Source organism: Gordonia malaquae (assembly GCF_037148075.1).
GTDB lineage: Bacteria > Actinomycetota > Actinomycetes > Mycobacteriales > Mycobacteriaceae > Gordonia > Gordonia malaquae.
Genome location: NZ_JBBCUB010000005.1, coordinates 221,929 through 237,677, shown reverse-complemented (window position 1 = coordinate 237,677; position 15,749 = coordinate 221,929). Strand labels below are relative to the sequence as shown.

The 15,749-nt window shown below is 67.8% G+C and carries 13 protein-coding genes; 7 read left to right on the top strand and 6 right to left on the bottom strand.

Translation table 11 applies throughout. From position 1 onward, the window contains the following. Positions 1–32: 32 nt before the first annotated feature. Complete coding sequence (locus tag WFK36_RS18000) at positions 33–1,826, bottom strand: MFS transporter (protein ID WP_336793494.1); 1,794 nt, start codon at positions 1,824–1,826, stop codon at positions 33–35. 188 nt (positions 1,827–2,014) lie between these two features. Between WFK36_RS18000 and WFK36_RS17995 the strand changes: the two genes are divergently transcribed. The 3 genes from WFK36_RS17995 to WFK36_RS17985 are packed head-to-tail and all read left to right on the top strand — an operon-like array spanning position 2,015 to position 6,075. Continuing rightward, positions 2,015–2,785, top strand: coding sequence for a DUF3027 domain-containing protein (locus tag WFK36_RS17995; RefSeq protein WP_336793332.1), 771 nt, complete (start codon positions 2,015–2,017; stop codon positions 2,783–2,785). Further along, on the top strand, positions 2,769–5,480 hold the full coding sequence (locus WFK36_RS17990; RefSeq protein ID WP_336793331.1) for a sacsin N-terminal ATP-binding-like domain-containing protein: 2,712 nt from the start codon (positions 2,769–2,771) through the stop codon (positions 5,478–5,480). The genes WFK36_RS17995 and WFK36_RS17990 overlap by 17 nt, the downstream gene beginning before the upstream one ends. Continuing rightward, positions 5,461–6,075: a phosphatase PAP2 family protein gene (locus WFK36_RS17985; protein WP_008381198.1), complete on the top strand. Its 615-nt coding sequence runs from the start codon at positions 5,461–5,463 to the stop codon at positions 6,073–6,075. Before WFK36_RS17990 ends, WFK36_RS17985 begins: the two co-directional genes overlap by 20 nt. Positions 6,076–6,127: 52 nt before the next feature. Here the strand turns inward: WFK36_RS17985 and WFK36_RS17980 are convergent, their stop codons facing one another. Continuing rightward, positions 6,128–6,376 (bottom strand): DUF2530 domain-containing protein, encoded by a 249-nt coding sequence (locus WFK36_RS17980; RefSeq protein ID WP_008381200.1) that lies wholly within the window; start codon positions 6,374–6,376, stop codon positions 6,128–6,130. 79 nt (positions 6,377–6,455) lie between these two features. On the opposite strand from WFK36_RS17980, the gene WFK36_RS17975 reads away from it, so the two are divergent. After that, complete coding sequence (locus WFK36_RS17975; protein WP_008381202.1) at positions 6,456–7,901, top strand: NCS2 family permease; 1,446 nt, start codon at positions 6,456–6,458, stop codon at positions 7,899–7,901. 86 nt (positions 7,902–7,987) lie between these two features. Here WFK36_RS17975 and WFK36_RS17970 read toward each other — a convergent pair whose 3' ends face one another. Further along, positions 7,988–9,184, bottom strand: coding sequence for a GNAT family N-acetyltransferase (locus WFK36_RS17970; RefSeq protein ID WP_336793329.1), 1,197 nt, complete (start codon positions 9,182–9,184; stop codon positions 7,988–7,990). Between the two features lie 35 nt (positions 9,185–9,219). Here WFK36_RS17970 and WFK36_RS17965 point away from each other — a divergent pair, with 35 nt between their 5' ends. Then, positions 9,220–10,134: a TrmH family RNA methyltransferase gene (locus tag WFK36_RS17965; RefSeq protein WP_336793328.1), complete on the top strand. Its 915-nt coding sequence runs from the start codon at positions 9,220–9,222 to the stop codon at positions 10,132–10,134. 1 nt (position 10,135) lies between these two features. On the opposite strand, the gene WFK36_RS17960 is transcribed toward WFK36_RS17965, so the two are convergent. The 3 genes from WFK36_RS17960 to serC form a co-directional block, all read right to left on the bottom strand. Next, positions 10,136–10,939 (bottom strand): DUF6928 family protein, encoded by an 804-nt coding sequence (locus tag WFK36_RS17960; protein WP_336793327.1) that lies wholly within the window; start codon positions 10,937–10,939, stop codon positions 10,136–10,138. Between the two features lie 5 nt (positions 10,940–10,944). Next, entirely contained in the window at positions 10,945–11,811 is an 867-nt protein-coding gene (gene sepH / locus WFK36_RS17955) for a septation protein SepH (protein WP_008381210.1), read from the bottom strand. Positions 11,812–12,002: 191 nt separating this feature from the next. Continuing rightward, complete coding sequence (gene serC / locus WFK36_RS17950) at positions 12,003–13,139, bottom strand: phosphoserine transaminase (protein WP_336793325.1); 1,137 nt, start codon at positions 13,137–13,139, stop codon at positions 12,003–12,005. Between the two features lie 106 nt (positions 13,140–13,245). Between serC and WFK36_RS17945 the strand changes: the two genes are divergently transcribed. Both WFK36_RS17945 and WFK36_RS17940 read left to right on the top strand, forming a co-directional pair. Then, positions 13,246–14,166 (top strand): ABC transporter ATP-binding protein, encoded by a 921-nt coding sequence (locus WFK36_RS17945; RefSeq protein WP_336793324.1) that lies wholly within the window; start codon positions 13,246–13,248, stop codon positions 14,164–14,166. Beyond that, complete coding sequence (locus WFK36_RS17940; RefSeq protein ID WP_336793323.1) at positions 14,163–15,743, top strand: ABC transporter permease; 1,581 nt, start codon at positions 14,163–14,165, stop codon at positions 15,741–15,743. The genes WFK36_RS17945 and WFK36_RS17940 overlap by 4 nt, the downstream gene beginning before the upstream one ends. The last annotated feature ends 6 nt before the right edge of the window (positions 15,744–15,749 follow it).

The window sequence follows — 15,749 nt, the reverse complement described above, 5'->3', positions numbered from 1 at the left end:
AAATCCTGTCGGTCGTTCGGTGGAATCGAAAGTCAGCGGGCGGTTCGGCGTGTCGGTGCGCCGCTCGGTCCGGTCGGCGGCTGCGCCTGGAACGGAACCGTGGGGGCGGCGTGATCGGGCCTGCGGCCGCCGAAACCGGGAACCATCGTCGCACCTCGACTGGTCAGCACCGTTTGCACGAAGCCGATTCCGACGAGAACCGCGACGACTGTGAAACCGATCGAGAGAGTCGTCGGCAAGACCACGCCGAGGCTCGCGCCGATCACCCAGCACAGCTGCAGGACGGTCTCAGAGCGGCCGAACGCCGATGCGCGAGACTCTTCGGGGAGATCGTCCTGGATCGCCGAGTCCATGCAGACCTTCGCGATCGCACTGGTCGCGGAACCGATGAAACCGGCCACCACCACGAACACGAGCGAGCCGAAGATCGCAGCGAGAACACACGCGACGAAGGTCGCTCCGGTGGCGAGCAGCACGATCTTCGTCGGATGCTTCAGTTCGAGGCGCGTGCCGAGGCCGTTGCCGAGGAAGTTGCCGACACCCGCTGCCGCGCCGACGGCGCCGAGCATCAGCATCTGCTGCCAACCCGACGTGGTGGGCTGGGCCTTTGCGTAGAAAGCGATGTACAGCGTCAAGAACCCGGTCAGAATGCGGATGGTGCCGTTGCCCCAGAGTCCGGTGACCACGGTCCGACCCAGCGGTTGGCGCATCTTGGCGGCCAGTTCGCGGGAGAAGCTGCCGCCCTTGGGCTGGGGCGCGGTGTCCTCGGCATTCGGATTGCCGCGGTAGGTGATCGTTGTCGGGACCTCGCCCTCCGTCGACTCCACCCATGCCGGGATCTTCATGCAGAAGTACGCGCCCGCGGCGGCGACCAGACACAGCCAGACCATGGCGCCGGGAACATGGAACGGCAACGCCTTGGCCAGCAGGAGCTCGAGGATTCCGGCGATCGCGCCGCCGACCATCGTTCCCGCGACCAGGCCGAACGTGGTGAGTCGCGAGTTGACGCGCACCAGGTCGATGCTCGGCGGAAGCACGCGGGGCGCAACGGCGGATTTGAGGACGCCGAACGATTTCGACAGCACCATGAGGCCGAGCGCCGCCGGGTACAAGACCCACGGCTTGTACTCGAGCTGCATCTTGTCCGAATCCCACGACGAGTTCACGATGATCAGCAGGCCGAGGACCACGCGCAGTCCGAACGTCGTCGCCATGGCAATGCGTCGACCATGCTGAAGCCTGTCCAAGACAGGCCCGATGAGGGGCGCGATCAGCGCGAACGGTGCGATCGTGATCGCCAGATACAGTCCGACGCTCACCTTCGACTCACCGGTCGCCGCAGCGAAGAACAGGGTGTTCGCCAATGCGATCGCCATCGCCGCGTCGACAGCGGTGTTCGCGATCACCGGCAGGGTGAGCGCGGTGAGGCCGGATCGGTCGGCGCCGTCGGCGGTCGCCGCACGATGCACCATCTGTGCGCCGCGCTCGGTGAAGTACTTCGACCGACGAGCCATCACACGGACGACGGTGACCTTCTGCGGCGGAACGTACTCGGCGTCCTTGCGTCGGCTCGCCCCGTCTCGATCGAACGCCGCGGTCTGCTCGTCGAGCGGATCCGACTGCGGCGGGAGCGGCGGAAGGTGCGGATTGTGGGTGCGCGGCGGCAGATATCCATTGCTCGCGGGACGCCCGTGATGGGATTCCGGCGCATCGAACCGCTGAGTGGGGACGCGAGGAGACCGCCGCGGTGCGTCGGCCGGGTAGTTGGCCTGACCGGGGTGCGGCGCGGGGCGGCGAGGACGCCGAGCCTGCGGGTCCTGCGGCATCGGGTTCCCCCGGCGGGCGCCGCCGGGCTGGGGACCGCCGGGCGGGGGATTCTGGCGACCGGCCGCCCCACGGTCGTCACGAGATCCACGGGTGTTCACACCATTGATTGTTCCTCATCGGCCCGACAACGGTGGGAACCCATTCCCCTGACGTGCGTCGGCGGGCCCGACTATTGCACACTGGACGGGTGACTGTTGCATTCGAAGCTCCTCGACTCGTCGATGCGGTCGACGTCGCGCGTGCCGCGCTCGTCGCCGAAGGTGAGCAGCCGGGCGCACACACAGGCGCCCGAGCCGAGGGCGATTACGCCGCGACGCACTACTTCGACGCCGAACTGCCCGGTTACCGCGGGTGGCAGTGGTGCGTGGTCGTGGCGGGTGCACCCGACTCGTCCGAGGTCACAGTCAGCGAAGTCGCACTGCTTCCCGGCGGGGGAGCGCTCCTGGCCCCTGACTGGGTGCCGTGGGTGGAGCGCATCGCGCCAGGGGACCTCGGACCAGGCGATCAACTCGCCGCGCCCGCCGACGATCCACGGCTGGTGCCCGGCCAGATCGACACCGAGGACGTCAGCCTCATCGACGCCGACGAGATCGGCCAGGTCGACGCAGAGATCGGCCTCGGCCGCAGACGACTGCTGTCGTTCGAGGGACGTACCGACGCCGCGCAGCGCTGGTTCGACGGCGAGTACGGCCCGGCGTCCGCGATGGCCCGAAACGCACGCCACTCGTGCGGCACCTGCGGCTTCTACTTGCCGATCGCAGGCGCGCTGCACTCCGGGTTCGGTGTCTGCGCCAACGAGTTCGCCGCGGACGGACGAGCGGTGTCCGTCGAGTATGGATGCGGCGCGCACTCGGACGTGACTGAACCGTCCGGCGCGGGCAGCCCGGCCTACGACGCGTTCGACGACGGCGCGATCGAGATCGTCGCGCAGGCCGTATCCGGTGCCGCCGACGCCTGATCGATCCACTGCCGATCCGTTCGGGACGGCAGCACTGCGTGACGCCACGCTGCGCGCATGGCGGTCGTCACCGACTCGCATGGCAGAGGACGCGGCAGCTGAGACGGAACTCGCCGACATCGGGTATCGCGGCCGACTCCTGACCGAGCTCGCCGCGAATGCCGCCGACGCCGCAGGGGACGACGGCGTGTTGTGGATCCGCCGTGACGGCGACGTGCTGCGATTCGCGAACACCGGTACTCCGTTGACGCGTGACGGTGTCGAGTCGTTGACGGCACTGCGCGTGTCACCCAAATCGCACGCGGCGACTGTGACCACCGTCGGACGGTTCGGCGTCGGGTTCCGGGCGACGGCATTCGCCGCCTCGGTGACTGTCGCGTCCACCACCGGGTCGATCGAGTTCAGTCGGGCGCGGACCGTCTCCGCGACCGGATCACAGGATGCTCCGTCGCAACGTCTCGCGTGGCCGTCCGCCGCCGAACCTCCTCCCGGATTCAGCACCGAGGTGTCGATCGACGTCGGAGACGACGCAACGGCACTGTTCGAGGGTTTCGCCGCGCACGTGCCCGACCTGCTGCTCGAACTCCAGGCGCTGTCGCGCATCGAGTTCGACGACACGGTCTTCACCCGCACCGTCGAGGGCGACCACGTCGTCATCGCCCGCGACGGCGCCGAGTTGCAGCGTTGGCTCACCGCACGGGTCGACGGGACGTCGTGGATGGTGCGCATCGTGGACGGGGCCGTGGTGCCGTGCCGTGACGAGGTACTCCGCAGTCCGACACCCACCGCCGTCGAACTGGCCCTGCCTGCGCGTGTCATCACAGATCTTCCGTTGACTCCGGATCGGCGGGACGTACACCCGGACGCCGACGTGGCGGCCGCGGCACGCGGGTACGCAGACCTCGTCGCGCTCGCGCCGGATCGCGACAAACACCTTCTGGTGCCGCGCCCGACGGTGGGCTCCGGGCGGGTCGACGCCGAGTTGCGCTCGGCGATCCTGTCCGACCTCGCCGACGCCCGATGGGTCCCCGCCATCGGCGGTGACGCGTTGGCACCCGAACGCACGTGGGTGCTCACCGGATTGTCGGACAGGTTGGCCGAGGTGCTCGGCGAAGTGATGGCGCCGCTGGCGCATCCCGACGTGTCCGACCGGGTCAGCGCGGTGGCGCTCGTTCGGCTCGGCGCTCGTGAACTAGGACTCGCGGACATCGCCGACCTGCTCGGCTCCACGGTGCGCGAACCCGCCTGGTGGGCGACTCTGTACGCCGCACTCGCAGACCGCGTCCACACCGGTGACGAGCGGGAAGAACTCGGCGCGCTGCCCGTCCCGCGCATCGACGGGCGCACTCACATCGGGGCGCGTGGCCTGGTGGTGGTCGACGGCCTCGGATCCGACGACGCCGCCCCCGACTGGATGGCGATAGTCCATCCGGACGCGTACGACCCGCTTCTCGATCGGCTCGGGCTCGAGCACTGCTCGATCGCCGACGTTCTCGCCGATCCAGCCCTTGCGGCCGCGATCGATTCCGCCGACGACCACGCCGAGCTCGCCGACTCTGTTCTGCGTCTGCTGAGCGCCGGAGGAATAGCGGAGCAGCAGCCCGGTCTGGGGCGGATCGAGATCAAGGCAGTCGACGGGGACGACTGGCCGGCAGACGAACTGCTGCTGCCCGACGCCCCGATCGCAGACCTGCTCGGTGACGACTCACCCTTCGGGGTGGTCGCCGCCGACGTCGTCGAACGATATGGACGGGCCCCGCTGCGCGCGCTCGGAGTGGGGTGGGGTTTCGGGACCGTCCACGACGACCTGCCGACCGGCCCGGACCACGATCTGCCCGACGAAGAGCAGTGGTGGGACGAGTTCGAGGTTCCCCCGGAACGTCTCGACGCGGTCCGCGACCTCGACCTCGTCGATCCCGGGCGATGGACCGACGCGCTGGCGCTCCTCGCGGACGACCCGTCCACGTCTCAGCTGGTGCACAGCGGCTACACCCGGTGGTGGCTTCGGCGATACGCCGAGATCGACGGCGTTCCGCTTCGCAGGCTCCGGAGCGTCGACGACCTGCGCTTCGCCGGCGTCTTCGATGTGGCTCCGGACTCGGACAGGTACCCGTCGCTGCTGGTGGGCGACGGCCCTGACGATTCCGACGACGCACAGGACTGGATCGACGCCCTCGCGGACCCTGAGCGTCAGATCAGCGCGGGGGTCGCCGCGCGGGCGCACGCGGCACTGGTCGCCGCCGTTCGTGACGGCCGCGTGGAGCCTCGTCGTCTCGAGCCGCCTGACGGAGTTCGAACCCTCGACGGATCGGTCACCGATCGGCCCGTGGTGATCGATCAACCGTGGTGGACCGCGGTGGTTCCCGCGGACCGGTCCGTGCTCCCGGGACCGTTGGTGTCCGAGTCCGATGCGCAGATCCTCGGTGACCTCCTCGACGCCGATCTCGCGAGCAGCCTGTGTCGCGCTGTCCCGGTCGGGCAGGGGCGGATCGTGGACGCCGACTCCGCCGAGGCCGTCTGGATCACCGCTGTCGGCGGCCGAGAGTCGCGAGGACCGATCGTCGTCCACGACCGGCTGATCGTCGCCGTCGACCTCGACGGTGAGGAGCGCCATGTCGCCGTCGAGCAGTGGGTGGACGACGCCGGAACCACACACTCGGTAGGTTGGACGCGTGATGGCTCCGTTCAGCGTTGACCACCGCGTGACAGACGCGGTGGTGTCCGGCCGTCACGAACCCTGGACGTCGCTCATGCAGTTCATCACCGTGTGGGGTGACACACTGACGCTGTCGCTGGTCGTCATCGGTGTCGTGGTGCTGTCGTGGCTCGCCGGACGGATCGATTTCGCCGTGCTCATCGTTGTCGCATCACTGACCGGCTACGGGCTGATGGTGCTGCTCAAACTGATCTTCTCGCGTGATCGACCGCCGGTCGCAGACCGGCTCATCGACATCGGGGGCGCATCGTTCCCGTCCGGGCACGCCATGATGTCGATGATCGTCTACGGTCTCGGGGCCGTCATCCTGCATCGCGTGTACCCGCGCGTGCGACGTCATGCGTGGTGGCTGCTGGCCGCGCCACTGCTTGTTGTCGGCGTCGGGTTCAGTCGCGTCTACCTCGGCGTCCACTGGTTCAGCGACATCATGTTCGGCTGGCTGTTCGGCCTGATCTGGGTCACGGTGTGGGTCGCCGTGCACGTCCAGGGCTCCAAGCGGAGACAAGCGGCACGAGCAGCGGCCCGTGCGGCCGCGACCGAGCGGGCCGCACGCATGGCGAGCCTCTCGAGTTAGGGCGTGTCTCCTAATTCGCCGATCCCGAGCGAAGCAAATTCGGAGACACGCCCTAGTCGAGACCTTCCTGAGCGCTCGTCGAACCGCGACGTACCGCGGCCTTCTGCGCGAAGACCAGTAGCGTGCCCGCGACGCCGACGACCAAGCCGACCAGACACACGGTGAGCGCGCGGTCACCGCCCAGATCCGTCAGCCAGACCACGACTGTGGCGACGAGCCACACCACCATGCCGACGACGATCACCGGCTCTGGTGCGCGGAGTCGCGCGGGAAGCTCGGGGATCGGTGTCTCATCGGCCATGCTCACAGGGTAGCTTTTCACCAGTGGTGCGCAGTTGGCGCACCGACGTTCCTGCATCCGTTACGTGAAGGGTGAACTGATGACCGATGCCGCTGGAAAGCCTGCCGGTGGTGTGCTGGACCGCTATTTCAAGATCTCCGAACGAGGGTCCACGATCGCCAGGGAGGTGCGCGGCGGTCTCGTCACGTTCTTCGCGATGGCGTACATCGTCGTCCTGAACCCGATCATCATCGGTGGTGAGCACAACACCGACGCTGCCGGAAACTTCCTCGACCCCACCCAGGTGACCGCAGTGACGGCGCTCGTAGCGGGTGTCATGTCGCTGCTCTTCGGGTTGATCGCGAACTTCCCGTTCGCCTTCGCCGCCGGTCTGGGCATCAACAGCCTCCTGGCCGTGACGATCGCCCCGCAGATGAGCTGGCCTGCGGCGATGGGTCTGGTGGTGATCGACGGCATCATCATCGTGATCCTCGGTTTCACCGGAGTCCGGACCGCGGTGTTCAACGCGGTCCCCAACGAACTGAAGGCTGCGATCGCGGCGGGCATCGGCGCGTTCATCGCGCTCGTCGGCCTCGCCAACGCGGGCTTCGTCACTCACGGCCCCGAGCACGGACCGCCGGTCAGCCTCGGCGTGGACGGCTCGATCGCCACTGTCCCGACTCTGCTGTTCTGCATCGGTGTGCTGCTGATGGGTGTCCTTGTCGTCCGCAAGGTTCCGGGCGGTCTGCTGCTGGGCATCATCGTGATGACCATCGTGTCGATCATCGTCGAAGCCGTCCTGGACCTGAAGTCGGGTGAACAGGGCGGATGGTCGATGAACGTTCCGAAGCTTCCCGACGGGGTCGGTGGGGTCCCCGACCTGTCGCTCGTCGGTGACGTCGATCTGTTCGGCGCCTTCACCGGTGCGTTCGAGCACGTCAGCATTCTGATCGCCTGCGTCTTCGTGTTCAGCCTCGTGCTGTCGAACTTCTTCGACGCAATGGGCACCATGACCGGCCTCGGCAAGGAAGCCGGCCTCACCGACAAAGACGGAAACCTGCCGGGCATCGGCAAGGCGCTGGCGGTCGAAGGTGTCGGCGCCGTCGCCGGCGGCGTCGCATCGTCGTCGTCGAACACGGTGTTCGTCGAGTCGTCGTCGGGTATCGCCGAAGGCGCGCGCACAGGTCTGGCGAACGTCGTGACCGGCGTGCTGTTCCTGGCCGCGATGTTCTTCACACCGCTGTACAAGATCGTCCCGATGGAGGCGGTCGCGCCGGCCCTGATCGTGGTCGGCGCGCTGATGATGGCGCAGATCAAGGAGATCGACTTCAGTCGATTCGACTACGCGCTTCCCGCGTTCCTGACGATCGTCGTCATGCCGTTCACGTACTCGATCGCGAACGGTCTCGGAGTCGGCTTCATCGCGTGGGTCGTCATGCAGTCGGCCCGCGGCAAGATTCGCCAGGTGCATCCGCTCCTGTGGGCTGTCGCGATCCTGTTCCTCGTGTACTTCGCCCGCGGACCGATCGAGAATTTGATCAACTGACGCAGCGTCGTTCAACCGTTACCGCTCAGCGGGGGTAGACCTTCAATGGGTCTGCCCCCGCTGAGCCGTAACGGGCGAACGCGGGTTCAGAAGAAGGTGCCCGCGAAGGGAGCTCGCGGTACGTCGAACATGCGCGCCAGGACGTCGAGGTGCTCTTCGGTCGTGTCGATTCGCCCTGCCAGGGCGAGCTCCCGGGCCGAGATTCCGCCGAGGTAGATGCTCGACAACGTCGCGATGTCGAGTACGGCATCGGCGGCCTGATCAGTGCGCGAGACCGTCGCGCGACCGCCGACCACGACGACCGCATAGCGGCCGGCACGATCGGAGTAGGTGTCGGCGACGTCGAGGACGATCGAGCCGTCGACGCCGTACGAGCGACGACTCAACGCGTCGACGACGTCGAGGATCGACACCCAGAGAGTGTCGGGGCGGCCCGTCACCGAGACGGCACGTGAATCCGTCAGGAGGTGCCCGAGGGTGTCGTCCACCGGGATCGCGGCGTCGATCGAGGTGATCAGGTCGAGTCCGGTCAGGACTCGCCAGAGATCGTCATGCGCCTGAGTGGTGACCGCGACGAAGTCCTCGACAGTGGCCGAATGGTTGCGAGCATCGGTGCGGTAGGAGGCGTAACCGTCGGCGTGCAGAAGATAGTGCAGCCCAGAGGTCTGGGAGTTCCGGCGGAACGTGCGATCGGCGAAGATCGACGGCCACCAGGTGTCCGGGCGTCCGATGGCCCCGGGATGCTGTGCGGCCCATCGGGCGTGGATCTCGGGAGCGCGCGTGGCGATCTCGTCGGGCGTCCCGTAGCGGACTCGCGAGTCCTCAGGGGCCTGGCGGCGGAACACGACTGCGGACGGATCGATGCGTGCCTGGTGCGCGAAGACGGCTGGACCGAAGCCGAAGCGCTCGTAGATGGTGCCCTCGGAGGCGGTGAGAATCGCGACGCTCAGATCGGCTGCGCGCCATGTGGCGAACTGCGCGTCGATCATCCTGCGAAGCAGGCCTCGCCTGCGGTGCGTGGCTGCGACGGCGACCCAGGAGAGGCCCGCGGTCGGGACGACCTCACCGCCCGGAAGCGTCATCGGCAGGACGAAGTACATGGAGAACCCGACGATCCGGCCGTCGTCCCGGACGACGAATGTCGCGTCGTCAGGGAACTTGGCGCGGAACTCGGCGATCTCGTCGGTCGGAAGCGGAGCGGGAAGCACAAAAGCTCTGGCGTCCGCTCCGATGATCTCGGGCCAGTCGGCTTCGGTCGCGGGGGACATCGTCAGCGAAGTCACATCACTACTCTGTCATTTTCTCTGCAGGCGTCCGCATGTGCCACCGTATAGACGTGAGCACCCGTGCAGCCATCGAGGTCATCGACATCACCGACCCGCTCGACGCGCGAGTCGACGACTTCCGCGACCTGAACTCAGTCGACCGCCGTCCCGACCTCCCGGCCTTGCCTGGAGGACGGGTCGGAAAGGCTCTGGTCATCGCCGAGGGCGTGCTGGTGGCGCAGCGGATGATCGCGTCGCGGTTCGCACCGCACGCCTTCTTCGGCGTGGATCGACGCCTGGCGGAACTCTCCGACGACGTCGTCGAGCAGCCGGGCGGAGTTCCGTTCTACCGTGCGAGCGCCGAGGTGATGGCCGAGGTGATCGGTTTCCACCTCAATCGGGGTGTGCTCGCGGCGGCACGCAGGCCGGAGGCGCTCTCGGTGTCCGAGGTGATCGAATCGGCGCGCACGATAGCCGTCCTCGAAGGCGTCAACGATCACGAGAACATCGGCAGCATCTTCCGGAACGCCGCGGGACTGGAGGTGGACGCCGTGATCTTCGGTGCGGGATGCGCGGATCCGCTGTACCGACGCTGCGTGCGTGTCTCGATGGGTCACGCGCTGCTGGTGCCGTTCGCGAAGTCGGACAACTGGCCGGGCGACCTGGAACTCCTGCGCGAGAACGGCTTCCGCACCATCGCGCTGACGCCGGGGGAGGGGAGCGTGCCGCTTCGTGACGCCGTGACCGGCCCGAGCGATCCCTCGAGCGTCTCGAGCGACTCCTCCTGCTCCTCGAGCGACGTCGAGAGGAAACTCGCCTTCCTCGTGGGCGCAGAGGGTCCAGGTCTGAAGGAGCACACGATGCGTTCGTGCGATGTGCGAGCCCATATCCCGATGAGTCGGGGAACCGATTCGCTGAACGTCGCGACGGCGGCCGCAGTCGCCTTCTACGAGGCTCTCAGCCAGTAGCTCACAGCCGACCGCGGAAGCCGAAGTACCGGGAGATCGGACCGGGTGTGGGTGAGGCCGGCGCGGTGTCGTCCACTCGCTTGATCGGCATCGTCACCTCCACGTCAGCCGGACTCTCGACGACGGCGGGCTCACGCGCGGGGGTTTGCGAGGCAGGCGACCAGTCGGCCCCGGACGGCCGGATGGTGTACGCGTAGACCGAGATCCGATCGAGCGCGGTGTCGTCGACACCGGACGGCGGTGTGAACCGGAATCCGAGCCACCGCCGGTTCGCCTCCTCGGCGAGCTCTGCGGGATGGAACGGCAGATCCAGCGGGTCGGGTTCGGCGTCGGGGAGGTACTGGAGGGGTCGATCACCCGCCCAGAACTCGCTCTCGAACGGGTAGGGCAGGCCCTGATCGTCGTGGATGGTCGCCGGGGACGCCGCGAACGAGCGGACCAGGCGACCGTTCTCCCACCGGGCGAACGTCCCGGAGGACGTCTCCGGGTTGAGCGACAGAAGCAGGACGGTGCGGTTCGGGGCGAGTCCGGCGACGAACTCGGTCAGTTCAGCCGGCGACGTCGTCGACAGCGATCGTCCGGCCAACACGGCCAGGTCACCGAAGTGGCCGGCGAACACCTCGTCGTCGCCTGCGGTCGCCAACGCGGACAGGTCCGTCAACGCCACCGCGGAGGGCGAACTGTCGACGAATGCGCGTCGAATGAACTCATCGGTCCGATCGGGGTCGGCGACAACGCCGCGCCGCAACTGTTCTGCGGGATCGGGACATGCGACCAACCACAAGGTGGTGGTGTGAACGAACACCTGCTCTACTCTCCGGGATGACTGCGGACGCCGAGGAGGACATCCTCCCACGCCGGCACTGTCGGAGTCGCGCGCTTGGAGCTGCGGTGCTTCGGAAGCGACTCTCCCGCAACCGAATGCGGCACGGAATCGTCGAACTCGAGTTCCAGCGGTGCGGCCGACTCGGCGCGATCGGCGCGGCTCTGTCGTTCGATGAGCCGGTCTGCGTCGACGGTCACCTCTTCGTGCCCGTCGGGCATCACCTCGCGCTGCGGGCGCGGAGCGGGAGCCGGTACCGCGGCCATCACAGATCGTCGTGCTGCACGGGCCAATTCGGGTTCGGTGAGTTCGACGGCGAGGTCGTCCAACGGTTCGGTGACACCGCCGTGTGAGCCGGGAGTGAATCGCCAGTGAGCGAACTCGACGTCCCCGGTTCCCGGCCAGCCCACCTGGACCACCCAGCGGCCGTCGTCGGGTCGCCATGCGTCCCACTCGGCATCCGACGACGCACTGCCGCGCAGGGCGAGACATTCCGCGACGAGCTCGCCGAGCGTCGACGAACTGGTGCCGTCGATCCCCGACGGGTGCGAGGCCCGGGCGAGTTCGGCGGCGCGCATGCGCTCGAGAAGGACCGGGTGCGCGAATCGATGGATCTTGTCTTCGGCCACCCCGGTGGCGGTGGAGAGTTCGGCGACAGTCGCACCGGCCCGGATGCGGGCCTGGATCTCGCGTGGACTCACTTCGACAGCCGGAACGGTCGGCGTCGCCGATGCAGGCAGGACCGCTGCACGGAGAGTGTCGTCGACGGCCAGGGTGAACTCTTCTCCCGATTCGGGATCGACGCAGATCACCGAACCGTCGGGTTCGACGCGATCTGCTTTGAGCTTCCGCACGCGACCCTCCTCCGGTCCCCTCGTACACGGATGTTCTCCCCAGCGTAAGTCACCGTGCTGATAGAAGACTGATGGACACGCGGCGAACATCTCGACTGCGCTCGATGAACGAGGGCGCGGCGCTCGGTGAACGAGGGCATACGTCGGATCTGCGGCGTGTCCATCAGTCGGACTACGGGTGGAGCCTGGGATCAGAGGCGCTCGACGATGTAGTCGATGGCCTGGGTCAGCTTCTGCACGTCCGACGGGTCGATGGCCGGGAACATGCCGATGCGCAGCTGGTTGCGGCCCAGCTTGCGGTACGGCTCGGTGTCGACGACGCCGTTGGCGCGGAGGGTCTTCGCAACGGCCGCGGCGTCGACCGAGTCGGCGAAGTCGATGGTGCCGACGACCTGGCTGCGGTGCGCTGCATCGGCGAACGGCGATGCGTACTCACTGGCCTCTGCCCACGAGTAGAGGATGTTGCTCGACTCCGCGGTGCGGCCGGTGCAGAAGTCCAGGCCGCCGTTCGAGTTCATCCACTCGATCTGGTTCTTGAACAGCAGCAGCGAGCCGAGAGCCGGGGTGTTGTACGTCTGGTTCTTCGAGCTGTTGTCGACCGCAGTCGGAAGCGACAGGAACTCAGGGCACCAGCGACCCGACGCGTTGATCTCCTCGACGCGGGCGAGCGCGGCCGGGCTCATGATCGCGACCCAGAGGCCGCCGTCCGACGCGAAGGACTTCTGAGGCGCGAAGTAGTAGACGTCAGTCGCGCTGATGTCGACGGGCAGACCGCCCGCACCCGACGTCGCGTCGATCGCGATGAGTGCGTCGCCTGCAGCCTCGGGGCGCAGGACGGGAACTGCGACGCCGGTCGAGGTCTCGTTCTGTGCCCAGCCGATGAGGTCCACGCCTTCGACGTCGGCCGCGGTGATGGCGGCAGGGTCGGGAGCGGTGCCCGGATCGGTGGAGATCACCTTGGGGTCGGCGAGGAACGGCGCCTTCTTGGTGACCGTGGCGAACTTCGACGAGAACTCGCCGTAGGTGAGGTTCAGGGCGCGCTCGCGGACGAGGCCGAATGCGGCGGCGTCCCAGAACGCGGTGGTGCCGCCGTTGGACAGGACCACCTCGTAGCCCTCGGGGAGGGAGAAGAGGTCGGACAGGCCTTCGCGGATCGCGCCGACGACGTTCTTGACGGGCGCCTGGCGGTGGCTGGTGCCGAACACCGATGCGCCGGTGTCGACCAGCGACTGCAACTGCTCGGGACGGACCTTCGACGGACCGCAGCCGAAACGGCCGTCGGCGGGCAGAAGGTCGGCGGGGATGGTGATCGCAGCGTTCTCGGTCATACCGAGGAGTGTAAAGCGTGTGCAAGCCGTCGGCCGATTCGGAACGATTCGCATCGTAAGCGCGCACTATGAAGAGAACAGATAGTTCGCCGGCGGGAGGCGCGGGATGGACAGACTCGGATCGGACTCGGTGATCGACGCGCGCGGTCTGCGCAAGAGATTCGGATCGTTCACCGCTCTCGACGGCCTCGATCTGACGGTGCGGGCCGGCGAGGTCGCAGGCTTTCTGGGGCCGAACGGTGCGGGCAAATCGACGACGATCAGAGTGCTGCTCGGCCTGCTCCGGAGGGACAGCGGCGACGTCACGGTGTTCGGCGCGGATCCCTTCACCGACGCTGTCGACATCCACAGACGTCTCGCCTACGTCCCGGGTGACGTGACGTTGTGGCCGCATATGACGGGCGGCGAGTGCATCGACATGCTGCTGGCGATGCGCGGAATCCGCGGATCGCAGACACCGGGCCGCGCCGAACTCATCGACCGTTTCGAACTGGACCCGACGAAGAAGTCGGACGCCTACTCGAAAGGCAACAGGCAGAAGGTGGCGTTGATCGCCGCCCTCTGCACCGATACCGAACTGCTGGTACTCGACGAGCCGACGTCAGGTCTGGATCCGTTGATGACCCGGGAGTTCGAGCGGGCCGTCGCCGACCGCGCGGCACATGGCACGGCGGTCCTCATGTCGTCGCACCTGCTCTCGGAGGTGGAGGAGATGTGCTCGACGGTCACCATCGTGCGCGACGGCCGGACAGTTCTCGCTGGTGAACTGTCGCGACTGCGGAACCTGCGCCGGTCGCGGGTGTCGGCGACTATTCCGGGAGGATCGGCAGCGCTCTCCGACGTAGACGGCGTCGACGATATGACCGTCGTGGGTGATCACATCGAGTTCAGCGTCGATCCGTCACTCCTGTCTGCGGTGCTCGCCCGACTCGGGACGCTCGACGTGCGCGGACTGACAGTCGCCCCGCCCAGTCTCGAGGACCTGTTCCTGCAGGCCTTCGACGTGACGCCCGGGGCGACGCCGTGAGAGGACTGCCGCTGCTCCTGCGCGCAGGAATCCGCCGTGACCGGGTGATCGCGCCGGTCGCCGTGGTGTTGTTCCTGCTCATCAATGTCTCGACTGCGGTGTCGATTCGTTCTATGTACTCCTCCCCGGAGCAGATCGCGGTTCTGCGCGCGGGTGCGGGGACGAACACCGCGTTCGTGTTCCTTCTCGGCCCGCTACCCGCTGACACGTCGCAGGCCGCCCTTACCTCGTGGCGCGCCGGTCTGTTCATGATCGCTGCGCTCGGCGTGTTCGCGGCGATGACAGTCGTCCGACAGACGCGCCGGGAAGAGGAGGCGGGGCGGACTGAACTCGTGCTGGCCGGGGGTGTCGGCAGGCTTGTCCCGCTCATCACAGGCTGCCTCGTCGCCGCGGCGACGGTACTCGCGACGTCGGTCGGGATGGCCGCGGTGATCGGGGCGTCCGGCGGCGATGCCGCATCCACTGCCATCGTCTTCGCGCAGTACGTGTGCACCGGGTTGGCGGCGATCGGGGTGGCCGCGATCTGCGCGGAAGTGGCGGCAGGCGCCCGCAGTGCGAACATCGCGGCGTCGTCGATCGTGGCCGGCGGTTATCTCCTCCGCGGGATCGGCGACGCGGCTCCGGACCTCGCGTGGCTGCGGTGGACCAATCCGATCGGTTGGGCCGAGCGAATGACGCCCTTCGACGGCAATTCGCTGCTCCCGGTCGCCGCCAGCCTCGCGGTCGCGGCCGGCGGTGTCGCCGCAGCCTGCGGGGTCCGTTCGCGGCGTGACCTGGGCGCCGGACTGTTCGTGCGTAGACCGGGCCCCGCGAACGGGCCCGCTCGCTGGTCGGCGACGGGGATCGTGTGGCGACTCGTTCGGACTCACACAATGTCGTGGGCGGTCGGTACCGCCGTGTACGCGTTCGTCGTCGGCTACCTGTCGTCGCAGGTCGCCGACTTCGCTGCGGGGAACTCCTACGTGGAGAAGATCATCGCCGCTACTGGCGCGGCCGGCATCACCGATGGATTCGTCGTCGCCATGACTGGCTTCCTCGCGGTGGCGGCGGCCGGTGGCGGGGTTGCGATCGTCGTGTCGATGAGAGGCGAGGAGCGTGCGGGACGTGCCGAAGCGATGCTCGCGGCACCGGTCGCACGACTGCGGCTGTACGGCACGTACGCAGGGTGGACCGCGGTGACGACGCTCGCTGTCCTGGGATCTGCGGCCGCCGGTGTCGCAGCCGGATCGTGGGCGTCCAGCGGCGACGCAGCACACGTCGCGGGGCTCGCTTTCACCACGGCTGCGGCGTCGGCCCCCGCAGTGCTCCTGGTGGTGGCCGTCGTCGCCGCGCTGTACGGGATGCGGTCGACACTCGCCGTCGTCGGCTGGCCGATCGTGCTCGGGTCTTTCGCTCTCGGTCCGCTCGGCGATATGTTCGGCGTGCCGTCGTGGCTGCGCCAGCTGTCTCCTTTCACGCACGTCCCTGCCGTCCCCGTGACCGCGTCGGCCTGGCTTCCCCTACTTCTTCTGACGTTCTTCGCGCTCGTCATCGCGACGGCGGGCGCTTTGGCCTACCGCCGCCGCGACATCGGCTGACTGTGC